Below are 21,600 nucleotides of genomic sequence, written 5' to 3'. Positions count from 1 at the left end.
GACCTCTTGGGTCCTGTGGGTGGCTGTCGCGATCTACGTCGTCGGCGTCCTCGGCATCGTCGTCCCGGTCCTGCCGGGCCTGCTGCTGTGCGTGGCGGCGGTCCTGCTCTGGGCCACCGAGACCGGCGGCGCGACGGCCTGGGTGACCTTCGGCATCGTCCTGGCGCTGTACGCCCTGGGTGTCGCGTTGCAGCTCCTGCTCCCCGGCCGCCGGATGAAGCGTGACGGAGTCGGCGGGCTGACGCTCGCCCTGGGCGTCGTCGGCGCGATCATCGGCCTCTTCGTCATCCCGGGCGTCGGCCTGCCGATCGGCTTCGTCGTCGGTGTCTTCGCTGCCGAGTACCTGCGCTACCGAGAGCTCGACCGCGCCTGGCAGGCGACCAAGGCCGCCCTGCGCGGCGTCCTGCACAGCATGGGCATCGAGCTGGCGACGGCCGCACTCGTCGCGGTGGTGTGGGTCGGCGGCATCGTCGCCCACTGAGGCCCTGCCCACCGGCTCTACCAGCCTGCCGGCTCTACCAGCCTGCCGGCTCTACCAGCCTGCCGGCTCTACCAGCCCTGGCCCCGCTGGCGCCGGTGCTCCCACCGCTGCTCCATCCGCTGCATGAAGGTGGCCTGCCCGGCCGCCTTGCGCCTCCCCTTCGCCCCGTGCCCGCGCAGCGTGCGGTGGTGCTGCACGGAGCCATCCGCCCCGACGACCCCGAGGCCCGCGCGCGGGCGTGACGACCCGGGAGCGAAGGCCAGCGCGACCGAGGCGACGATGAGGACGAAGCCGGCGACGCCGACCCACAGGTTGGTGTTGATGCCGAGCAGGACGAGTCCGAGCCCGGCGAGCGCACCGATGACCCCGACGACGATCCGACGACGATCACTCCCACCCGGGTGCGCGCCGTTCATCTGCGAGGCGAAACGGGGGTCCTCGGCCCGGATGGCCTCTTCCATCTCCTCGAGCATCTGCCGCTCGCGCTCCGACAGCGCCACGGTGACCTCCCTACCAGCCTGACGTCGGGCGGGCCTGGGGCCCGCGATGTCCCACGGAGGAGATACCACCGTGGTCCCTCTCATGATATGTCCCCGCCACGCCCTGCGATAGGTGGGCGTCCTCGCCGCTCCCGATCCGAGATGAGGCTCGCCGGTCGCACGCTGCCCGCGCCGAACCGTGCGCTCGCCCGGTCGACGGCCCGGTCCGCCTCGCGCCACCCGTGCTCCGGCTCGTCGAGGGCCACCTGGACCGGGGTCGCGGAGGCATCGGAGAGCTGCTCGACCCGCACCCCGACGAGCCGCACCCGGGCACGCTGCAGCCCGAGGGCGTCGTAGAGCTCGCGGGCCAGCGCGGCGATGTCTCGGGAGACGTCGGTGGCATCGCGCAGGGAGCGGGAGCGGGTGATCGTCGTGAAGTCCGCGAAGCGCACCTTGATGCTCACGGTCCGCCCCACCAGCCCGGCGGCACGCAGGCGCGAGGCGGTCTTGTCGGCGAGGGCGAGCAGGGTGCGGTGGACGACCTCGGGGTCGTCGACGTCGTGGTCGTAGGTGCGCTCGTTGCCGATGCTGCGCTCGCGGCGGACCGGCTCGACCGAGCGCGGGTCCCGCCCCCAGGCGAGGTCGTGCAGGTGGTTGCCGGTCGCCTCGCCGAGGGCGCGCACGAGGGTCGAGCGCGGGGTGTGGGCGATGTCGGCGACGGTCTTGAGCCCGAGCCGGGCGAGGGCCTCCTCCGTCTTGTCCCCCACCCCCCACAGGGCGCCGACGGGCAGCTGCTGGACGAAGGTGACGACCTCGGCCGCCGGGATGACGAGCAGCCCGTCGGGCTTGGCCAGCCCTGAGGCGAGCTTGGCGACGAACTTGCTGCTGGCGACGCCGACGGAGCAGGTGATCCCCTGCTCGTCGGCGACGGTGTCGCGGATCCGCTGGGCGATCGTCGCGGGCGGGCCCATGAGACGCACCGCCCCGGCCACGTCGAGGAAGGCCTCGTCGAGGCTCAACGGCTCGACGAAGGGGGTGATGTCGGCGAACGTGGCCATCACCGCCGCGGAGATCCGCGCGTAGAGCTCGTGGTCGGGGGTGAGGATCGTCGCCTGCGGGCAGAGCCGACGGGCACGACCCATGGGCATCGCCGAGGTGACGCCGAAGGCGCGCGCCTCGTAGGTCGCCGACAGCACGACGCCCCGGGTGCCGCCGCCGACGATGACCGGGGTCCCGACGAGCTCGGGGCGGGCGAGGAGCGACGCGGACGCGTAGAAGGCGTCCATGTCGACGTGCAGGACCGTGCACCCCGTGTCGTCCGGGGGCCCTTGGCCGACCCGTGGCGGGGGCCGGTACTGACGCCGGCTCATCGGCTCTCAGTCGCGGCGGGCGATGAGGTGCACCGCCGCGCCGAGCGCGGCGAGACCGGTGCGGCCGGCGTCCTGCGCGGCGAGCTCCTCGAGCTCGAGCAGGGCCTGCCGGTCGGCGTCGGTGTCGACGAAGGTGCTCGGGACGAGGTCGCTGAAAAGCCGCACTCCGCGGGCCTCGAGGGTGGTGAAGCCGGCGCGGGTGAGCATCTCGCCGAGGTCGGCGCGGTCGAAGCGGCGCGGCACCGGGTCGTCCTCACCCCAGCGGCCCTCGGGGCTGGTGAGCGCTGCCCGGGCCTGGTCGAAGCGGCCGGCGATGGCGCGGGCGATGACCGCCGCGACGCGCTGGGCGGTGACGAGCGAGAGGTGCCCGCCCGGGGCGAGGACCTCGCCGATGCGGGTGAGCGTGGCCCCGGGGTCCTCGACGTACTCGAGGGTGCCGTGGCAGCACAGCAGGTCGATGCTGCCGGGCTCGATGATGGTGTGGAGGGTGTCGGCGTCGCCCTGCAGCGCGCTGATCCGCGAGCCGGCGTCGGACTCGGCCACCCGGCGGCGCATCGAGGCGAGGGCGTCGGGGCTCGGGTCGACGACGGTGATCGTGTGACCGTGCTCGGCGAGCGCGACGGCCATGCCGCCGGTGCCACCCCCGAGGTCGAGGACGCGCAGTGGGCGGGAGAGCTCGCGCTGCCGGGACGCGCTGAGCTCACGGACCTGCGCCCAGATCGCGGCGGTCCGGACATTGCCCTCGACCCCGCTGCCGCCACGGCGCCATGCTCGCTCGTCGTTCATGGCCCCAACCCTAGTCGGCGCGGGCGACACCCCCTTCGCCCCGGCGGTGCCCCGCCCGGTCCTGCAGCTCAGTGGCCAGAGCTGCCCGGCGAGGAGTGCCACAGCTTGCGCGGGGGCTCCACGCCGGTGCCTGCGGGGCGGATGTCGGCCCACGGCGACTGCCGGAACCCCGAGGCGTGGACGAGCACCCGGTGCCCGGCGGGCTGCTGGTGCGCGGCGTCCCGGGCCCGCGCGAGGTCGTCGGCCTCGTCGAGCGCGGCGTGGACTGCGGCCAGCCCACCGGACTGCCAGGCCTCCCACAGCGTCGACAGCTCCCACGCCCCGGAGGCGAGCACCGAGACCCCGCGCGGGCCGGCCCGGCGGACCGTGCCGCGCACGAGCACCAGCCAGGAGTGGAAGATCGTCGCCGCATAGGGCCCCTGGACGTCCTCGAAGAAGGTCGCGTCGACCGGTCCGGTCGAGTCGTCGACGGTGAGGAAGACGACCCGCCGACCGGACCTGATCGGCGGGGTCTGGGTCGCGACCTTGACCCCCGCGGCGAGGATCTGCGCACCGCTGCGCACCGAGAGCAGGTCGGCGCTGCGGGTCACCCCGAGCGCCTCGAGCATCGGCGCGTAGAAGTCCATGACGTGCCGCGACGCGTCGAGCCCGAGGATCTCCAGCTCGGCGCCCACCTGGTCGGGGACGGTCATCTCGGGCAGCCCGACGCCCTCGCCGAGCTCCGGGGAGTCACCGAGGTCGAGGGTCAGCTGGCTCGCGACGGGGGTGACCGTCGTCGTGGCGCGCACCTGCTGCGCCCCCGGCTGCCCCGCCGCCCACGCGGGCGTCCCGGCCCGACGCGACGGGCCACGACCGCCTCCCGGCGAGCGTCCCGTCGCCGTCGCCCGTGACCACCGGTCGAGCTCGGCGACGTGCAGCAGCAGGTCGCGCCGGGTGAGCCGGCCGCGGCTGCCGAGCCCCGGCCCGCCCCGGCCCGCGCCCGTCCCGTGCACGGAGTCGAAGGCCCCGACGAGGACCAGCCGCTCGACGACCGGCCGCGAGACCCGCGCCCGCTGCCAGAAGTCCGCGAGCGAGTCGTAGGGCGCGCCGGCGACGACGCGGGCGACCTCCCCTTCGCTCATGCCCTTGACGTCCGCGAGCGAGAGGCGGATCCCCCAGGCCGAGCCGTCGGGCAGGTCCGGGTCGTCCGGCGCCCGGCCGGGCACGGGGGCGCGCTCGATGCGGTACTCCCCCGTGCTCGCGTTGACGTCGACGCCGAGGATGCTCACCCCGAGCGAGCGCGCCTCCTCGAGCAGCAGCCGCTTGGGGTACATGCCGGGGTCGTGGGTGAGGACGCCGGCGAGGAAGGCCGCCGGGTGGTGCGCCTTGAGCCAGGCGGACTGGTAGGTCGGCATGGCGAAGGCCGCGGCGTGCGCCTTGCAGAACCCGAAGGAGGCGAAGGCCGCGAGCACCGCCCAGATGCGGTCGACGTCCTCGGGCGGGTAGCCGCGCGCGGCCGCGGCGGGACGCCACCACGCCTCGATGCGGGCCTGCCCGTCGGGGCTGCCCATGGTCCGCCGCACCTCGTCGGCCTGCGCGAGCGTCGCACCGCTCGTCTCGGAGATGATCCGCAGCATCTGCTCGTGGAAGACGACCACGCCCTCGGTCTCGGCGAGCGCGCGCACGAGCCGGTCGTGGAGGAACTGCGGCCGGCTCCACCCGTGCCGGGCCTCGAGGAAGGGGCGGATCATGTCCGACTTCACCGGGCCGGGACGGAAGAGCGAGATGTCGATGATGAGGTCGTCGAAGACCGTGGGCGCGAGCTTGCCGATGAGTTCGCGCTGCCCCGGGCTCTCGATCTGGAAGCACCCGAGCGTGCGGGTCGTGCGGATCATCGCGAAGGTGGCCGGGTCGTCGAGCGGTACGTCCTCGCGGTCGTCGAGGCCGATCCGCTCCCCCGTGACCCGCTCGACCTCGCCGACGGCGTGCGCCATCGCCGACTGCATCCGGATGCCGAGGACGTCGAGCTTGAGCAGCCCGAGCGTCTCGACGTCGTCCTTGTCGAACTGGCTCATCGGGAAGCCCAGCCAGCTCGACTCCACGGGCGTGCGGTCGAGCAGGCCACCGTCGGACAGGACGACGCCGCACGGGTGCAGCGCGATGTGCCGCGGCAGTCCGTCGAGCCGCTCGACGAGGTCGAAGAGCGTCGAGAGCCGGCCCGCGTCGAGGCTGCGGGTGCGCAGCTCGGGCAGCTCGGCCATCGCCGAGCGCACGTCCTTGGCCCGGATGTGGGGGAAGGCCTTGGCGATCTCGTCGACCTCTGAAGGGGGGACCCCCAGGGCCGCGCCGACGTCCCGGATCGCGTGCCGCGCCTTGTACGTGTCCATCATCGACACGCACGTCACCCGGTCGCGCCCGAAGCGCTGCAGGATCAGCTCGTACATCTCGGTGCGCCGCGCGGACTCGACGTCGATGTCGATGTCGGGCAGCTCGGCCCGCAGCGGCGAGCAGAAGCGCTCCATGAGCAGGTCGTGCCGGATGGGGTCGATGGCGCTGATGCCGAGCAGGTGGTTGACGAGGCTGCCGGCGCCGGAGCCGCGGGCGGCGACCCGCACCCCGGCCCCGACGATGAGGTCGACGACCTCGGCGACGGTGAGGAAGTAGGTCGGGTACCCGAGGGCCGCGACGACGTCGAGCTCGTCGGCGAGCCGCTCCTCGACCTGCCGCAGCAGCGACGGCGACGCGTCCGGGTAGCGCGCGCCGATCGCCGCCCGGCAGCGCTGCGCGAGGACCGCCTGCGGGTCCTCGTCCGGCCGCAGCCCGAGCACGTGCGCCTCGGGCAGGTGCACGCGGCCGATGCCGATGTCCTTGCGCCCGTCCTGGGCGCAGGCCAGCGCCGTGGCGACCGTCGCGTCGAGCAGCGCCGCCGCCCGCTCGGCGGGGCTCGCGCAGGACCACCCGCCGGCGCCGCCCCCGAGGACCGTGGCCACCCGGTGGGCGGAGGCGGCCATCGTCGCGTCGTCGGCGAGGTGCCCGGCGGTCGTCACCCGGTCGAGGTGCCGGGTGTCGAGGACGACGAGCCGGCGGGTCGCGTCGAGGACGTCGGCGGTGCTCGCGTCCTGCGGGTGCAGGTGGCGCACGGCCGCGGTGAGCACGGCCGGGACGCCGCACGCGTCGGCGAGGCCGAGCAGGTGGGCGGCGTGGCCCGTCGAGGCGGGCGTGCCCGGCGGACCGCCGTGGTCGACGACCTCGATCGCGAGCGCACCGGCGGGCAGGGCCTGCTGCCAGGCCCGCAGGCGCTGCCGGGCGATGTCGGGCCGGCGGGCGAGCAGCGCGGCCCCGACGTCGGAGGTCGGCCCGAGGAGCACGAGCAGCGGGGCGGGCTCCTCGGGTCCGGGCGCGGTGGCGTGCCGCGTGATCATCGCCGGCGTGGCCACGGCCTCACCGCGCTCCCCCGTGAGGTGCACCTCGCTGACGAGCCGGCACAGCCGCGCCCACCCGACCCCGTGCGGCACGCCCGCCCCGGCCCCCCGGGCGAGGACGGTGACGCGAGGGTGCCGCGGGTCGACCTCGGCACCGCCGCGCACCGGGGTCCGGCCGCGGGCGGGGGCCCGGCCCCCTCCGTCGACGGCGAGGTCGACCCCGAGGACCGGCGCGATGCCCGCGGCCGTCGCGGCCCGCACGAAGCGCACCGCCCCGTAGAGGCCGTCGCGGTCGGTGAGGGCGAGGGCGGGCTGCCCGAGCTCGGCCGCCCGGGCCACGAGCGCCTCCGGTGGTGTCGTGCCGTGACGCAGGGAGAACCCCGACGCCACGTGCAGGTGGGCGAATCCCATCAGGCCCCACCCCCGGTGATCGCGACGAGGTCACCGGTGACGCGCACCGGCGGCAGCCCGAGCATCCCCGCGACGAGGTCGACGAACTCCTCCCCCTGGCGCAGCAGGTCGTCGGCCTGCCGGACCGACATCGGCCCGGACGCGCCGTGACCGGGGTGGGCGCCCCCTTCGGGCAGGACGGTCGCGAAGAAGTCCGCCCACTCGGTCAGCTCGGGCGCCACCCGCGGCAGCAGGCGCCACACGTCGACGGGACCGTCGCTGCCGGCGGTCCCGCCGCGCACGGACAGCACGGCCGCGGCGGCGCGGAGCACGGCGAGCCGGGTGCCGGCGCTGCGACCCGGGACGGAGCGGGCCATGTGCGCTGTGGCCAGGCTCTCGCCGGCCGCGGCGAGCAGGGCGACGGCGGCCATCACCCCCACCTCAGTCCTGCGTCCGCAGGAGCAGCCACCCGCCGGCGACGGACGCGCCGTCACCCGCTGCGCTGTCGACGCCCAGGTCGTAGACGCCGGGCGAGCTGCTCCGGCCGCGCTGGGCGCTCACCCGCCACACCTCCCGGGCGAGCGGCACCTGCGCCAGCGGCTGCCCACCGCTCGAGCGCCACCACGCGTGCCGCTCCTGCCAGTGGTCGACGACCTCGGTCACCCGGTACAGCCGCCCCCTCCACAGGAACTGCTCCGGCGAGGTCTCGCCCACCCGCACCTCGATGGTCTCCTCGACGCGCCTGACCATGACCACTCCTTCGTCCTCGAACACCTGTTCGAACAACGATAGACCGAGGTCCCGACAGCGCGTCAACCCCCGCCACGTAGGCTGGGTCCAGCCCTGTCCCCCTCGCCACTGGAGCACACGTGCCGCACCCGCTGGACCGGGATGACCTGCGCTCGCGGGTCCAGGACCGGATCGACGCCGAGCTGGACCGCTGGGAGAGCGAGCTCGCCGAGGTCGGCCCCGACGTCGTCGACCTCACCGCGCCCGTGCGCACCCTGCTGCGCGGCGGCAAGCGCCTGCGCGCCGGCTTCGCCTACTGGGGCTGGCGCGCCGCCGGGCAGGACGACCACGACGGCGCGGTCTCGCTCGCCGCCTCGATGGAGCTCTTCCAGGCCGCGGCGCTCATCCACGACGACGTCATGGACGACAGCGAGACCCGGCGCGGTCGGCCCGCGATGCACCGCGCGCTCGCCCGCTCCCACGCCGACCGCGCCTGGCACGGCGACCCGGACCGCTTCGGCGTGGCCGGCGCGATCCTCGCCGGCAACCTCTGCCTCGGCTGGTGCGACGACCTCTTCGCCGACTCCGGCCTGCCCCCGCAGGCCCTCACCGCCGCCCGTCCGGTCTTCGAGCGGATGCGCGGCCAGCTCATGGGCGGCCAGTTCCTCGACATCGTCACCTCGATGCGCCCCTGGCAGCGACTCGACGACGACGAGCGCGTCGCCGCCGCCCGGCAGGTCATCCGCTACAAGAGCGCCAAGTACTCCATCGAGCACCCCCTGCTCATCGGCGCCACCGCCGGCGGCGCGTCCGCGACCGACCTCGCGGCGCTCTCGCGCTACGGCCTGGCTCTCGGCGAGGCCTTCCAGCTGCGCGACGACGTCCTCGGCGTCTTCGGCGACCCGGACGTCACCGGCAAGCCGGCGGGCGACGACCTGCGCGAGGGCAAGCGCACCGTGCTCATCGCCCGGGCGCTCGCCGGGGCCGACGACGTCATGACGACCAGGATCGACCAGTGGCTCGGGGCACCCGACCTCACGGGCGACGAGGTCGGGGCCTTTCGCGAGCTGCTCGTCGACACCGGCGCGCTCGACGGCGTGGAGGCCGACATCACCGCCGGCGCCGACGCCGCCCGCGCGGCCCTCGCCGACGCGACCGGCGTCAGCGAGCCGGCCCGCACGGTCCTCGCCGACCTCGTCGACGTCACGACCGCCCGGGCCACCTGAGGCGCTAGAGCGCCTCCTCCATCGCCCGGCGCCGCACCTCGGTCTTGAAGCCGGCGCGGATCGCCTCGATCGGGGTCGTCCCGCCGGGCAGCGTCTCGTCGTGGGCGAACATCCACTCGACGATCTCGTCGTCGCTGAAGCGCCCGTCCGCGAGGACGGTGAAGGTCCCGGCGAGCTCCGGCAGCGGCCCGTCCTCGCCGATGAAGGCGGCCGGGACCGAGAGCACCTTGCGCTCGCCGCGACGCACGGCGACGAGCTGGCGCTCGTCGAGCCAGCGGCGCACCTCGGAGATGCGCACGCCGAGCTGCTCGGCGAGGTCGGGGAGGGTCAGCCAGGTGTCGGTGGAGGTCGTCTCGTTCACGTCGGCCAGTGTGTCACCGCCCGTGACGAAGGGGGACGCGCCCCGGTCTCGTCCGGCGCCCCGGGAAGATCTTCGGTACCGTCGAGACACCAAACACTTCCGCCACACCCGCCACACAGGTCACACACGCACCTGAACACCCCCCGACCCAGGAGTCATCGTGGTCCTTCCGCTGCTCGTCCCCGTCCCGGCCACCCCTGTGGCCCCGGCGATCGACCTGACCGCCGAGACCAGCACCCACTCCAGCGCCTCGTCCGCCGTCCACGGCCGCCACCACACGGTGCGTGACGGCGAGACCGCCTATGACATCGCCGCCCGCTACGGCGTCTCCGTCCGGGCGCTGCTCTCGCGCAACCACCTGTCCGCCGACGAGTTCATCCACCCGGGCCAGCGGCTCACGGTGCCCGGCCGCGGCTCGGGCGCGTCCTCCCCTTCGTCCTCGCGACCGCAGCGCTCCGGCTCGACCCGCGCCTACACCGTGCGCAGCGGCGACACGCTGAGCGGCATCGCCGCCCGCCACGGCATGGGCGTCGACCGGCTGCGCTCGCTCAACGACCTCGCCGAGGGGTTCATCCACCCCGGCCAGTCGCTGCGCGTCACCGGCACCGCCGCCAAGCCGGCGAAGCGGTCGGCGGGCCGTCCCACGAGCCGCCACACCGTGCGCTCCGGCGAGACCCTCTCCGGCATCGCCGTGCGCTACGACATGAGCCTCGCCCGCCTGGCCAAGCTCAACCGCGTCTCGACCGACGACTTCATCCACCCCGGCACCCGGCTGCTCGTCACCGGTACGGCCGCGCGGCCCGCGAGCCCGCAGCAGACCTCGGCCAACACCTTCGCCGGACGCACCTACCCCGACGAGATCGTCGCCGCGGCCGAGCGCAACCGCTCGACCCTGGCGGGGCGCTCCGTCCCGAGCCGCGAGGAGGTCCGTCGCAAGATCTCCCGGATCTCCCGCCAGCACGGCCTCGACCCCTCGATCGCGCTCGCGATCTCCTACCAGGAGTCCGGCTGGGACCAGCGGCAGGTCTCCGTCGCCAACGCCGTCGGCACGATGCAGGTCATCCCGAGCTCCGGCGACTGGGCCTCCCAGATGGCCGGGCGAGAGCTCGACCTGCTCGATACCGACGACAACATCACCGCCGGCGTGCTGCTGCTGAAGACCCTGACCCAGCAGGCCGGCTCGACCTCCGACGCCATCGCCGGCTACTACCAGGGCCTCGCCTCGGTGCAGCGCAACGGCATGTACAGCGACACCAAGCAGTACGTCGCCAACGTCAAGGCGCTCCGAAGCCGGATGTGACGGACGTTCGTCGGGGTCGAACCTAGACTTCGAGGATGACCACCGCATCCGCGCACCCCCTCGTCGGCGAGCTCGTCGACGGCAGGTACCGGGTGCTGCGGCACATCGCCGACGGCGGCATGGCGACGGTCCTGCTGGCCACCGACACCCGCCTCGACCGCGAGGTCGCCCTGAAGGTCATGCGGCGCGACCTCGCCGCGGACGAGACCTTCGTCTCCCGCTTCCGCCGCGAGGCGCGCTCGGCCGCCCGGCTCAGCCACCCCAACGTCGTCCCGGTCTTCGACCAGGGCGAGGACGGGGGGCGGGTCTTCCTCGCCATGGAGTACGTCGAGGGACGCACCGCCCGTGCCGTGCTCGACGAGGAGGGCGCGCTCACCCCGCGTGCCGCGCTCGACATCATCGAGGCCGTGCTCACCGGGCTCGCCGCCGCGCACGAGGCGGGCTACATCCACCGCGACGTCAAGCCCGAGAACATCCTGATCCCCGACCGGGGCCCGATCAAGGTCGCGGACTTCGGGCTCGCCCGCGCCGTCACCTCGCAGACGACCACCGCCGACGACGGCGTGCTCTTCGGCACCGTCGCCTACCTCTCCCCCGAGCAGGTCGAGCGGGGCATCGCCGACGCCCGCAGCGACGTCTACGCGGCCGGCCTGATCCTCTTCGAGCTGCTCACCGGGCAGCGCGCCGTCGCCGGCGAGTCGCCGATCCACGTCGCCTTCCAGCACGTGCACGGCTCCGTCCCCGCGCCCTCCGAGCGCGTGGCCGGGCTGCCGGAAGGGCTCGACGACCTCGTCGCGCTCGCGACCCACCGCGACCCCGACGAGCGACCCCGCGACGCGGGCGCCTACCTCGCCGAGGTGCAGCGCGTGCGCGCCGACCTCACCCCTGACGAGCTGGACCACCGCCGCGCACCGACGGAGCGCGCGTCCGCCGGCGCGGCCGCCACGGTGGCGCACCCGCGCCCCTCCCACACACGTGCGATCGCGAGGCCGAGCGCGCAGCCGGCGAGCGAGGACTCGCCCGCTGCGGCAGGTGCGGGGACTCCCCCTTCGTCCTCCCGGGTGCGGCGGCGCCGTCGCGGCGCCCTCGTCGCCCTCCTGCTCGCCGCGCTGGTGGCGGCCGGCGGCGGCTGGTGGTGGACCCAGGAGGGCCCCGGCAGCGTCGTCCTCGTCCCCGACGTCGCGGGGCAGGAGCGCACCGAGGTCGAGGCCACCCTCGGCGCCCACGAGCTGCGGCTGGCGGAGGAGCGCGCCTTCGACGAGTCCGTGCCCGCCGGCGCCGCGATCACCTCCAACCCGCCCACCGGCACCGAGCTGTCGAAGGGAGCGGACGTCACGGTCGTCTTCTCCCGCGGGCCCGAGCGGTACGAGGTCCCCGACCTCGAGGGACGGACCACGGCGCAGGCCACCGCCGACCTGGAGCGCCGCCACCTCGCGACCGGCACGACGACCCAGGCCTGGGACGAGGAGGTCCCTGCCGGCGAGGTCGTCTCGTCCGCACCCGCGGCCGGCACCGAGCTCAAGCGCGACGCCGCGGTCGACCTCGTCGTCTCCAAGGGCCCCGAGCCGATCCCCGTGCCGTCCGTCGTCGGGCAGACCACCGCGGCCGCGACGAGCACGCTGGAGGGCAAGGGCTTCGACGTCGCCCGCGCCGACGACGCCTGGTCGACCACCGTGCCCAAGGACAGCGTCATCAGCCAGACCCCGGCGAGCGGCACCCTCACCCGCGGCGAGACCGTGACGCTCACGGTGTCCAAGGGCCCCGAGATGGTGACGGTCCCGCAGGTCGAGGGCCTGAGCCGCGCCGCCGCCACGCAGAAGCTCCAGGCCGCCGGGTTCAAGGTCTCGGTGCAGACCTTCCTCGGCGGCGTGCTCGACGAGGTCCGCGCGTCCCGCCCGGGCAGCGGCACAGCGCCCAAGGGCTCCACGGTCACGATCCTCGTCGTCTGATGGCCGCCGACGACCCCGCCGCCGACAGGACGGGACCGGTGCGCCGGTGGGTGCTGCCGGCAGCCGTCGTCGCGCTCGTCATCGGCCTGCTCGACGCGCTGTGGATCGGGCTGGTCGCCGGCCCCCTGTACGAGGCCGAGCTCGGGGGGGCGTCTCGCCCAGCCGGTGGTGGCGTGGGCCGCCGCCGTCTTCTACGTCGTGTACGTCATCGGCACGACCGCGCTCGTCGTCGCTCCGGCGCTCGACGCGCGCTCCGTGCGCACCGCGCTCGTGCGCGGCGCACTGCTCGGTGTCTGCTCCTACGCGACCTTCGGGTTCACCAACCTCGCCGTCCTCGAGGGCTGGCCGATGGTGGTCTCCGTCGCCGACACCCTGTGGGGCGGGGTGCTCACGAGCACGGCGTCGATCGTCGCCGTGCTCGTGTGCCGGGGCGGACACCCGGGCCGGTGAGTGCCGGGGGGCGCGCCCCCCGGCACGCTCGGCTCAGACCTCGCCGAGCATCTCCGCGGTGAGGAAGGCCAGCTCGAGGCTCTGCTGGTGGTTCAGGCGCGGGTCGCAGACGCTCTCGTAGCGCTTGTTGAGGTCCTCGTCGAGGATCCGCTCGGCTCCACCGAGGCACTCGGTGACGTCGTTGCCGGTGAGCTCGACGTGCAGACCGCCGGGGACGGTCCCGAGCGAGCGGTGGACCTCGAAGAACCCGCGCACCTCGTCGACGACGTCGTCGAAGTTGCGCGTCTTGAACCCGGAGGCCGACTCGAAGGTGTTGCCGTGCATGGGGTCGCAGATCCAGGTGACGATGGCACCCGAGTCGCGGACCTTCTCCACGATCGGCGGCATGGCCGCACGGATCTTGTCCGCACCCATGCGGGTGATGAAGGTCAGGCGGCCCGGCTCGCGGTGCGGGTCGAGCAGGTCGATGATCCGCAGCAGCTCGTCCGGGTCGGCCTTGTCGGAGACCTTCATGCCGATGGGGTTGCGGATGCGGCTGACGAAGTCGAGGTGCGCGTGGTCGATCTGGCGGGTGCGCTCGCCGATCCACAGGAAGTGCCCCGAGGTGTCGTACAGGTCGCCGGTGCGCGAGTCGACACGCGTCATCGGCCGCTCGTAGTCCAGCAGCAGCGCCTCGTGCGCGGACCAGAACTCGGTGGCCCGCATCGCCTCGAAGTCGACGCCGCAGGCCGCCATGAAGCGCATGGCCTTGTCGATCTCGCGGGCCAGGCCCTCGTAGCGACGGTTGGCGGCGTTGGAGACGAAGCCGACGTTCCAGTCGTGCACGCGGCGCAGGTCGGCGAACCCGCCCTGAGTGAACGCCCGGGCGAGGTTCAGCGTCGCGGCGCTCGTGTGGTAGCCGCGGAGCAGGCGCTGCGGGTCGGGGTGGCGCGACTCGGGGGTGAACGCGAAGTCGTTGACCATGTCGCCGCGGTAGGCAGGCAAGGTCACGCCGTCACGGGTCTCGGTGTCCTTGCTGCGGGGCTTGGCGAACTGCCCGGCCATCCGGCCCATCTTCACCACGGGCATGCCGGCGCCGTAGGTGAGGACGGCCGCCATCTGCAGGACCGTCTTGATCCGGTCGCGGATGTTGTCGGCGGTGGCGTGGACGAAGGTCTCGGCGCAGTCGCCACCCTGGAGCACGAAGGCCTCGCCGACCGAGGCCGCAGCCATCCGGTCACGCAGGTTGTCGCACTCGCCGGCGAAGACGAGCGGCGGATAGGTCGCCAGCTGCGCCACGGCGGCGTCGAGGGCACCGCGGTCCGGCCAGCTCGGCTGCTGGGCGGCCGGCAGGTCGCTGTCGATGGAGGCGGCGGTCATGGGCGAGGGCACTGCGGTGGTCACCCGACAAGGATAGGCCGCGGCTCCCTTCGCCCCCGCACCCGTCCAGCCAGAGGACGGCACAGGCCGGCGCACAGGAGGCACAGGATCACTCCGGGGTGTCGAGGCCGCGGCTGATCGCGAAGCGGGTCAGCTCGACCCGGTTGTGCAGGTGGAGCTTGCCGAGGATGTTCTGCACGTGGTTCTGCACCGTCCGGTGCGACAGGACGAGGTCCGCGGCGATCTCCTTGGCCGTCATGCCCATCGCGACGTACCGCAGGATCTCGGTCTCCCGCTCGGTGAGCTCGGGCACCGGTGAGGACGCCGCCGCGGTGGGCTCCGGGGCGGCGCGCGCCCGCGAGCTCATCTCCCGGAACTCGCCGAGCACGAGCCCGGCGAGCCCGGGGGTGAAGACGGCCTCGCCGGCCCCGGTCGCGGCCACGGCATCGCGGATCTCGGCCGGCGACGCGGACTTCACGAGGTAGCCGCTGGCACCGGCCTTGACCGCTGCGAGCACATCGTGCTCCTCGCCGCTCGCGGAGAGGATGAGGACCGTCGTCGGCAGGTCGTTGATGGCGGTGCAGACCTCGTCGCCGCGCATCTGCGGCAGGTTGAGGTCGAGGACGAGCACGTCCGGGACCGTCGCCCGGGTGCGGCGCACCGTCGAGGGACCGTCGGCCGCCGTGCCGACGACGTCGAAACCGGCCTCCTCGAGGTCGCGCACGAGGGCGTCCCGCCACAGCGGGTGGTCGTCGGCCACGAGGACCTTCAGGGGGACGGCGGGCTCGCTCATGGGGTGGAGCCTGCCACGGGCGAGGTCGGGAGGGTCAGGGTGAGCGTCGTGCCACCCGCGGCGGGGGTGCGCCAGCTGGCGTCGCCGCCGAGGTCGAGCATGCGCCCGCGGATCGAGCTGCTCGCCCCGAGCCGTCCTTCCTGCGCCGCCTGCACGAGCCGGTCGGGGGCCAGCCCGATCCCGTTGTCCCGGACGACGACCTCGATCCCGTGGTCGTCCGCGTCGAGGAGCACCCAGGCCCGGGCGCCGTCCCCGGCGTGCCGGGCGACGTTGTCGAGCGCCGCGCGGACGGCTGCCTCGACCTCGTCCGCCGTGCCGGCCGCGACCCGCACCGCGCCGGCGGGCAGGACGACGTCCACCACCCCGGAGCGAAGGGAGGCGAGCCGGGCCGCGAGGTCGGTCACCGCGGTCGCGCCGGTCCCGCGGTCCTGCCCGGCTGCCGGCTCGAAGCGGGTGATGAGGGTGCGCAGGGACCGCTCCTGGTCAGCGGCGAGGTCGGCGAGGACCTCCCCTTCGCCCCCGAGCGCCCGTCCACGCCGGTGGATCAGCGCGAGGGCCTGGAGCACGCCGTCGTGCACCTCCCGACCGATGCGCTCCCGCTCGGCGAGCCGCTCGCTGACGGCGAGCGCCTGCTCGAGACGCTTCTGGCTCTCGCGGGCCAGCTGGACGGCCAGACCGATGAGGAGGCCGAGGATGTACAGCAGGAAGATGTTGTGCCAGGTCAGCTGCCCGGCCTCCTCGGCCTGGACGAGGTTGGCGGCGGCGATGACGGTGGCCGCGATGACGCCACCGCGCATCCCGGCCAGGAGCGCGCCCGCGACGACGCCGGAGGCGCTCCAGACCCCCGGCACCGTCGAGATGCCGGCGCTCACCTGCGCCGGCGTGTAGACCTCGCTGGTGAGGAAGATGCCGGCGCAGGCGATGGTCAGCTCGAGACCGATCGCCCACCACGTCGGCCGGGGCAGCAGCGGCGCCACCACCGACCAGGCGAGGGCGACGCCGAAGAAGGCGATGATCGGCCACCACAGCACGACGTGCTCGCGGTGGGTGCCCACGAGGATGGCGGCGTACGCGAGGGAGACGAATCGGTAGACCGCGAGCCCACGTCCACCTGCGCTGTCGAAGAGCGGCGTCGGGTGGTAGTGCCGGCGCAGGGAGCTCGCGCCCGGGTCGAGCGTCATGGGCTACAGCCCGTCCCGGCTCTCCTCGGCCCAGGGGTCGGGGCCGGGGGTGTCGGCCCGCTCGATGGCCTCCTCGAGCTCCGGCGCGGCCCGCCCGGGGCGGGCAGCGTCCTGCAGGGCGCGGGCCCGGCGCCTCGCGCGGGTCAGCAGCTTCTCCTTCATCGACGTCGCGTACATGTCGACGTACTCCTGGCCGGAGAGCTGCATGAGCTCGTACATGATCTCGTCGGTGATCGAGCGCAGGACGAACCGGTCACCCTCCATCCCCTCGTAGCGGGAGAAGTCGAGGGGAGCGCCGATCCTGACGCCGATGCGCCGGATGTTGGGGATGACCTGACCGGTCGGCTGGGCCTTGTCGGTGTCGATCATCGCGACGGGGATGACCGGCACACCGGCGGTGAGCGCCATGCGGGCGACGCCGGTGCGGCCGCGGTAGAGGCGCCCGTCGGGCGAGCGCGTGCCCTCGGGGTAGAGGCCGAGGAAGTCGCCCTCCTCCAGCACGCTGAGCCCGGCACGCAGGGCGGCCTCGCTGGCCCTGCCGCCGCTGCGGTCGATCGGCAGCTGGCCGACCCCGCGGAAGAAGGCGGCGGTGAGCCACCCCTTGATCCCCGGCCCCTCGAAGTAGTCCGACTTCGCGAGGAAGGTCATCCGGCGGTCGACGACGAGCGGCAGGAAGATCGAGTCCGAGAACGAGAGGTGGTTGCTCGCGAAGATGGCGGCGCCCCGCTCGGGCACGTGCTCGAGTCCCTCGACGCGCGGTCGGAAGAGGACCTTGAGCACGGGTCCCAGGACGACCTTCTTCAGCAACCAGTACAGCACCGTCACACCACCTCCAGATCGAGCGAACTCTACGGTAGCCAGCGGCCTTGCGGCGCGTGCGAGGATGGGTGCGACGGAGCGGGCGGGCACGGACGGGCGGGACACGGTGATGGTGGAGCGACAGCACCCTGACGAGCCGGACGTCGACGCCGTCTTCGAGTCCATCATCGCGCGGTGGGACGAGGTCCCCGACGAGGTGCCCGGGCACGAGCGCCGGCAGAGCACCGCGGATGTGCGCGACGCCCTGCGGCCGCGCACCCCCGAGCCCGCACCCGAGGTCGACCCGGGACCCGGTCCCGAGGCGCAGCACCCCGTGCCGTGGCGCGTCGACCCGACCAGCTCCGTCGCCGACGCCCTCCTGTCGTCCGACGAGGACCCCGGCTCGGCCGGCGACGACGAGGGCTACACGCCGCCCCCGCCGCGGCCGCTGCCGCCGACGACCGACCGACTCTTCTGGGGCGCGATCCTCGGTCTCGTCCTCGGCCCGCTCGGCCTCATCTGGCTCGTCGTCGTGCGCCCGGACGTCGGCGCCTGGGCGATGTGGGTCGTGCTCGGGCTGACCGTGGGCGGCTTCGCCTGCCTCGTCGTGCGCCAGCCGCCGGACCGGGACGACGACCCGACCCGCGGCGCACAGGTCTGAGCCGGCGGCTCACTCCCCCGTGCTGGTCCTCGCGCCCCCGGGCAGCTGCGTGGTCTCGATGTCGACCCAGACGGGTCGGTGGTCGGTCCCTGCCTTGAGGTCCTCCCACACCCACGGCACCTCCGTGTGCGGCAGCACGGTGACGTCCGGCGTGGCGAAGACGACGTCGAGGACCCGGTCGGGCGAGGCCGACGGATAGGTCGGCACGAGCTGGCTCACCGGCCGCATCGCCCCGCCGAAGAGCTGCCAGGCGGCACCGTCGGACTGCTCGTTGAGGTCGCCGGCGAGCAGCGCCGGCCCGGGGACCGCCACGAGCGTCTCCATGATCTGCCGGGCGTGCCGCAGGCGCTCCTGCGCGTCGAGACCCAGGTGGACGCTCGCGACCGAGACGGAGGTGTGGCCGAAGGGGGCGACCCGGGTGACCGCGAAGCCGCGCCGGTCGCGCCAGGAGCTCGCGGGGAGGGGGTGGTGGGTCACCGAGAGCACGTTGGTGCGCAGGTTGGTCAGGACGCTCGTCTGCCCCGCGCGCTGGCTGCGCCCGGACCAGACGAGGCCGCAGCGCCGGGCGAAGTCGCTGATCCGGTGGTTGACCGGCCCGATCCACGGGACCTCCTGGAGGCACAGCACGTCCGGGTCGATGGCCCGCACCGTCCGGGCCAGGGCCGCGACGTCGTCCTGGAGGGCCCGCAGGTTGTACGAGGCGACGCGCAGGCTCACACCTGCTCCTCGGCCCCCAGCGCGGCGGCCCCGATGAGCCCGGCGTCGGGTCCGAAGCGCGCGGCGACGATCGTCGCCGCGGGGCGGTACCCGCGACCGGTGAGCTGGCGCGCGAAGGTGTCGCGGGCCGGCGCGAGCAGCAGGTCCCCGGCCGCGCTCACGCCGCCGCCGATGACGAAGACCTCCGGGTCGAGCGCTGCGGCGAGGTTGGCGATGCCGACGCCGAGCCAGTGGCCGATCTCGGTGAGCAGCTCGGTCGCGGTGGCATCGCCCTGCTTGGCTGCCTCGGTGATCATGGGGCCCGTGAGCGAGGCCGGGTCACCGCCGGCGTGCGCGAGCAGGTCCGTGGCCATCGGCGAGTTGGCCATCGCGAGGCCGCGGGCCTCGCGCACGAGCGCGTTGCCCGAGGAGTACTGCTCCCAGCACCCCCGGTTGCCGCACTCGCAGCGTTGGCCGCCGGGCACGACCTGCATGTGGCCGAACTCGCCGGCGATGCCGTAGCGGCCGCGCACGAGGTGCCCGCCGACGATGATGGCGCCGCCGATGCCCGTGCCCAGGGTGATCATCACCGCGTGCGTGGCGCCCCGGGCGGCGCCGAAGCGGTGCTCGGCCCACAGGGCCGCGTTGGCGTCGTTGTCGATGGAGATCGGCAGGTCGATGCGCCGGCCGAGGGCCTCGCGCAGGGGCTCGTTGCGCCAGGACAGGTGCGGCGCGAAGACCACCGTCGACCGGTCGGCGGCGACGAAGCCGGCGGCACCGACGCCGACGGTCGTGGGGCGCTCGACCCCCTGCTCGTCGGCGAGGCCGAGCAGCTCCTCGATGACCTCGACGATCGTGTCCTCGACGACGGCCGGGGCGTTGGAGCGGTCCGGCGTGTCCCTGCGGGTGCGCACGAGGATGCGCCCGTCCGCGTCGAGGACGCCGCCGGAGACCTTGGTCCCGCCGATGTCGATGCCGATGCTCGTGCTCATGCGTTCGCCTCCCGGGCGAGCGTGGCGGCTCCGACGAGACCGGCGTCGTTGCCGAGGGTGGCGGGCACGACCCGGGGCGAAGGGCGGTGACCCCGCCCGACGAGCCGGCTGGCCACGGCCTCCGCGGTCGGCCGCAGGAGGAGGTCGCCCGCGTCGGCGACCCCGCCGCCGACGACGACCAGAGAGGGGTCGAGCACCGCGCAGACGGAGGCGAGCCCGTGGCCCAGGTGCGTCCCCAGCTCGGCGAGGAGCTCGACGCAGGCCGGGTCGCCCTGCTGGGCGAGCTCGGTGACGTCCTGGCCGGTGAGTGCCTCGACGTCGCCGCGGCACCGCTCGCGCAGGGCGGCGGCCTGCGGGACCCCCGAGGCGAGGACCTCACGAGCCCGCCGCTCCAGCGCGGTGCCGGAGGCGAAGGCCTCGAGGCAGCCGTCGTTGCCGCAGCCGCACCGCGGACCGCGCGGGTCGAGGGTCACGTGCCCGATCTCGCCGCTGATGCCGAAGGCCCCGCGCAGCAGCCGGTCGCCGATGATGCAGCCACCCCCCACGCCGGTGCCGACGGTGGCGAGCACCATGTCGTCGCAGTCGCGGCCGGCGCCGTAGCGGTACTCGCCCCACGCCGCCGCGCTCGCGTCGTTCTCGACGAGGACCGCGCGGCCGACCCGGCGGCCGACCTCCTGCCCGAGGTCGAGGTCACGCCAGGGCAGGTTGGGGGCGTACCAAACCTTGCCGGTGCGTCCGTCGACCAGGCCCGCGCACGCGACGCCGGTGCCGGCGACCTCACCGTCCGCCGCGGCGGAGAGGGTCTCGACGAGCTCGGCCGTCACGTCGACGATCGCGGCGGTGTCGTCGGGGGTGGCGACCCGCACGCGGTGCGTGACGAGCCCGGCGGGGCCGACGAGCGCCCCGGCGATCTTGGTCCCGCCGATGTCGATGCCGATGGCGGTGGTGGAGGTCATCTGTCCCCTCGTGGGTCGGTGGCGCCGGCGCGGCCGGCGGTGAGCTCGTCGTCGTGGACCTGAATCCTCACACCCCGGGCGCGCAGGGGCACGTGCTCCGGCGGCGCGCCGAGCTCGACGCCGAGGGCGTCGGCCACGGGCCCGGCGCCGAGGGTGGCGCGTGTGATGGCCTCGGCGAGGAGCGTGGCGCCGGTGACCGCACGGCGGCTCGTCGCGTTGTCGAGCCGGCGCAGGTCCTCGCCGAGCCCGTCGAGGTCGACCTCGGCGAGCACGCGCAGGAGCTGGACGACGACGGCCTGGGCCTCGCCGAAGGGGTCCGGGTCGTCAACCACGCGGCCACACCGCCTCGTCGGGGGTCATCGTCAGCGTGAGGACACCGCCGGCGACCCCGGCGCGGTCGATGTCGCAGCGGCGCAGCACCGAGGGCAGCCGCACGCGGCGGGTGCGTCCGGCACACCCGAGGACGATCTCGTCCTCGTGCCGCACGAGGTCGAGGTCGCTCGCGCGCACGCCCGGGACGTCGAGGTGCAGGTACCAGCAGCCGGCCCCACGCTCGACGCGTGCGCCGTGCTCGGCCGGTGGGGAGGGCAGGTGCTCGACGCCGGCTCCTCCGCTGGGGTGCACGGCGGTGAGGGTGCGCCCCATGAGGGCCAGGAGCACCTCGGCGTCGGCGCGGCGGGCGGCACCGACCGGGCCCTCGGGTGGTGCGAGGTGGATCGTCGTGTCGGTCGGGTCGGCCAGGGCGGCGTCGAGCAGCTCGAGGAGCCGGGCGGCCTCCCGTAGAGCCACGAGCACCGGTCGGTCGGGGTGCGGCAGGGCGCCGATGCCCTCCGGGGCGACGAGCACCTCCCACCGGGCGACGACGGGGACGAAGGCCGCGCACGCCCGTGCGACGCGCTGGGGCACGTCGAGGACCCGGGCCACCTCGATGTCGAGGTCGACGACGAGCTCGTGCCCGGCGACGCCGGCCTGCTCGATGCCGCGGGCGAGGCGCAGCAGCGCCGAGAGCTCGGACGGCAGGACGGCCGCGACGAGGTCCCCGACGACCGGGGCGGGCAGGTCGAGCGCGGACAGCAGGCGGTCGAGGTGGCTCTCGATCGCCGTCGTCACGGGGTCGTCCGGGCGGTCGACCGGACCGGGCCGGACGACGTGGTGGTGGGGGCGAAGGGCGGCGAGCACCCCGTCTCTGACCGCGGGACCGTGGTCGCCCCCGCCGACGACGAGGTGGGCGCGCACGTCCCC

General features: G+C 74.5%; 22 protein-coding genes. 6 read left to right on the top strand and 16 right to left on the bottom strand.

Features of this window, described 5'->3' with window-relative positions; all coding sequences use genetic code 11:
* Nucleotides 1-19: 19 nt before the first annotated feature.
* Entirely contained in the window at nucleotides 20-481 is a 462-nt protein-coding gene (locus ABC138_RS04200; RefSeq protein WP_338538225.1) for a DUF456 domain-containing protein, read from the top strand.
* A 68-nt stretch (nucleotides 482-549) separates the two neighbouring features.
* Here the strand turns inward: ABC138_RS04200 and ABC138_RS04195 are convergent, their stop codons facing one another.
* From ABC138_RS04195 to ABC138_RS04170, 6 genes are all read right to left on the bottom strand, one after another.
* Complete coding sequence (locus tag ABC138_RS04195) at nucleotides 550-981, bottom strand: DUF3040 domain-containing protein (RefSeq protein ID WP_338538226.1); 432 nt, start codon at nucleotides 979-981, stop codon at nucleotides 550-552.
* A gap of 80 nt (nucleotides 982-1,061) precedes the next feature.
* Nucleotides 1,062-2,330 carry a DNA polymerase IV gene (gene dinB / locus ABC138_RS04190; RefSeq protein WP_068324701.1) on the bottom strand — a complete coding sequence of 423 codons (1,269 nt, stop codon included), beginning with the start codon at nucleotides 2,328-2,330 and terminating at the stop codon, nucleotides 1,062-1,064.
* 6 nt (nucleotides 2,331-2,336) lie between these two features.
* Nucleotides 2,337-3,116, bottom strand: coding sequence for a class I SAM-dependent methyltransferase (locus tag ABC138_RS04185; RefSeq protein ID WP_068324703.1), 780 nt, complete (start codon nucleotides 3,114-3,116; stop codon nucleotides 2,337-2,339).
* Between the two features lie 68 nt (nucleotides 3,117-3,184).
* Nucleotides 3,185-6,928, bottom strand: a complete 3,744-nt coding sequence (dnaE, locus tag ABC138_RS04180) for a DNA polymerase III subunit alpha (protein WP_345912827.1) — start codon at nucleotides 6,926-6,928, stop codon at nucleotides 3,185-3,187.
* Nucleotides 6,928-7,338 carry an SAV_6107 family HEPN domain-containing protein gene (locus tag ABC138_RS04175; protein WP_169701880.1) on the bottom strand — a complete coding sequence of 137 codons (411 nt, stop codon included), beginning with the start codon at nucleotides 7,336-7,338 and terminating at the stop codon, nucleotides 6,928-6,930. The genes dnaE and ABC138_RS04175 overlap by 1 nt, the downstream gene beginning before the upstream one ends.
* 10 nt (nucleotides 7,339-7,348) lie before the next feature.
* A complete protein-coding gene (locus tag ABC138_RS04170) occupies nucleotides 7,349-7,657 on the bottom strand; it encodes a DUF6504 family protein (protein WP_068324710.1) in 309 nt (102 codons plus the stop codon).
* A gap of 119 nt (nucleotides 7,658-7,776) precedes the next feature.
* Here ABC138_RS04170 and ABC138_RS04165 point away from each other — a divergent pair, with 119 nt between their 5' ends.
* Nucleotides 7,777-8,862 carry a polyprenyl synthetase family protein gene (locus tag ABC138_RS04165; protein WP_068324712.1) on the top strand — a complete coding sequence of 362 codons (1,086 nt, stop codon included), beginning with the start codon at nucleotides 7,777-7,779 and terminating at the stop codon, nucleotides 8,860-8,862.
* Nucleotides 8,863-8,866: 4 nt separating this feature from the next.
* On the opposite strand, the gene ABC138_RS04160 is transcribed toward ABC138_RS04165, so the two are convergent.
* Complete coding sequence (locus tag ABC138_RS04160) at nucleotides 8,867-9,223, bottom strand: Rv2175c family DNA-binding protein (protein ID WP_082807505.1); 357 nt, start codon at nucleotides 9,221-9,223, stop codon at nucleotides 8,867-8,869.
* Between the two features lie 160 nt (nucleotides 9,224-9,383).
* Between ABC138_RS04160 and ABC138_RS04155 the strand changes: the two genes are divergently transcribed.
* The 3 genes from ABC138_RS04155 to ABC138_RS04145 all read left to right on the top strand — a co-directional run bounded on the left by ABC138_RS04155 (nucleotide 9,384) and on the right by ABC138_RS04145 (nucleotide 12,922).
* A complete protein-coding gene (locus ABC138_RS04155; protein ID WP_338538228.1) occupies nucleotides 9,384-10,523 on the top strand; it encodes a LysM peptidoglycan-binding domain-containing protein in 1,140 nt (379 codons plus the stop codon).
* 35 nt (nucleotides 10,524-10,558) lie between these two features.
* Nucleotides 10,559-12,472: a Stk1 family PASTA domain-containing Ser/Thr kinase gene (gene pknB, locus ABC138_RS04150; RefSeq protein WP_345912826.1), complete on the top strand. Its 1,914-nt coding sequence runs from the start codon at nucleotides 10,559-10,561 to the stop codon at nucleotides 12,470-12,472.
* A 165-nt stretch (nucleotides 12,473-12,637) separates the two neighbouring features.
* Nucleotides 12,638-12,922: a DUF2177 family protein gene (locus ABC138_RS04145; protein WP_345912825.1), complete on the top strand. Its 285-nt coding sequence runs from the start codon at nucleotides 12,638-12,640 to the stop codon at nucleotides 12,920-12,922.
* A 33-nt stretch (nucleotides 12,923-12,955) separates the two neighbouring features.
* Here the strand turns inward: ABC138_RS04145 and ABC138_RS04140 are convergent, their stop codons facing one another.
* The 4 genes from ABC138_RS04140 to ABC138_RS04125 all read right to left on the bottom strand — a co-directional run bounded on the left by ABC138_RS04140 (nucleotide 12,956) and on the right by ABC138_RS04125 (nucleotide 17,074).
* Complete coding sequence (locus tag ABC138_RS04140; RefSeq protein ID WP_068324730.1) at nucleotides 12,956-14,281, bottom strand: 3-deoxy-7-phosphoheptulonate synthase class II; 1,326 nt, start codon at nucleotides 14,279-14,281, stop codon at nucleotides 12,956-12,958.
* Nucleotides 14,282-14,390: 109 nt separating this feature from the next.
* Nucleotides 14,391-15,074 carry a response regulator transcription factor gene (locus ABC138_RS04135; protein WP_068324732.1) on the bottom strand — a complete coding sequence of 228 codons (684 nt, stop codon included), beginning with the start codon at nucleotides 15,072-15,074 and terminating at the stop codon, nucleotides 14,391-14,393.
* Entirely contained in the window at nucleotides 15,071-16,255 is a 1,185-nt protein-coding gene (locus tag ABC138_RS04130; RefSeq protein WP_345912824.1) for a DUF5931 domain-containing protein, read from the bottom strand. Before ABC138_RS04130 ends, ABC138_RS04135 begins: the two co-directional genes overlap by 4 nt.
* Nucleotides 16,256-16,258: 3 nt before the next feature.
* Nucleotides 16,259-17,074, bottom strand: a complete 816-nt coding sequence (locus ABC138_RS04125; RefSeq protein WP_068325421.1) for a lysophospholipid acyltransferase family protein — start codon at nucleotides 17,072-17,074, stop codon at nucleotides 16,259-16,261.
* A 64-nt stretch (nucleotides 17,075-17,138) separates the two neighbouring features.
* Between ABC138_RS04125 and ABC138_RS04120 the strand changes: the two genes are divergently transcribed.
* Nucleotides 17,139-17,714 (top strand): hypothetical protein, encoded by a 576-nt coding sequence (locus tag ABC138_RS04120; RefSeq protein WP_068324736.1) that lies wholly within the window; start codon nucleotides 17,139-17,141, stop codon nucleotides 17,712-17,714.
* A gap of 9 nt (nucleotides 17,715-17,723) precedes the next feature.
* Here ABC138_RS04120 and ABC138_RS04115 read toward each other — a convergent pair whose 3' ends face one another.
* From ABC138_RS04115 to ABC138_RS04095, 5 genes are read right to left on the bottom strand one after another with little or no spacing between them, the layout of a single operon-like run.
* Complete coding sequence (locus ABC138_RS04115) at nucleotides 17,724-18,431, bottom strand: endonuclease/exonuclease/phosphatase family protein (protein ID WP_068324738.1); 708 nt, start codon at nucleotides 18,429-18,431, stop codon at nucleotides 17,724-17,726.
* Complete coding sequence (locus ABC138_RS04110; RefSeq protein WP_068324740.1) at nucleotides 18,428-19,402, bottom strand: ROK family glucokinase; 975 nt, start codon at nucleotides 19,400-19,402, stop codon at nucleotides 18,428-18,430. The genes ABC138_RS04115 and ABC138_RS04110 overlap by 4 nt, the downstream gene beginning before the upstream one ends.
* Nucleotides 19,399-20,358: an ROK family protein gene (locus tag ABC138_RS04105; RefSeq protein ID WP_345912823.1), complete on the bottom strand. Its 960-nt coding sequence runs from the start codon at nucleotides 20,356-20,358 to the stop codon at nucleotides 19,399-19,401. Before ABC138_RS04105 ends, ABC138_RS04110 begins: the two co-directional genes overlap by 4 nt.
* The gene (locus ABC138_RS04100) at nucleotides 20,355-20,690 is read right to left on the bottom strand and encodes a hypothetical protein (protein ID WP_068324744.1); all 336 of its coding nucleotides are present in this window, start codon (nucleotides 20,688-20,690) and stop codon (nucleotides 20,355-20,357) included. Before ABC138_RS04100 ends, ABC138_RS04105 begins: the two co-directional genes overlap by 4 nt.
* Entirely contained in the window at nucleotides 20,683-21,594 is a 912-nt protein-coding gene (locus ABC138_RS04095; RefSeq protein WP_068421893.1) for a hypothetical protein, read from the bottom strand. Before ABC138_RS04095 ends, ABC138_RS04100 begins: the two co-directional genes overlap by 8 nt.
* Between the last annotated feature and the right edge of the window lie 6 nt (nucleotides 21,595-21,600).

It is taken from the genome of Janibacter sp. LM, from assembly GCF_039631275.1.
Classification (GTDB): Bacteria; Actinomycetota; Actinomycetes; order Actinomycetales; family Dermatophilaceae; genus Janibacter; species Janibacter terrae.
The sequence above is the reverse complement of the archived record's forward strand: the minus strand, read 5'-3'. Positions and strand labels throughout refer to the sequence as shown.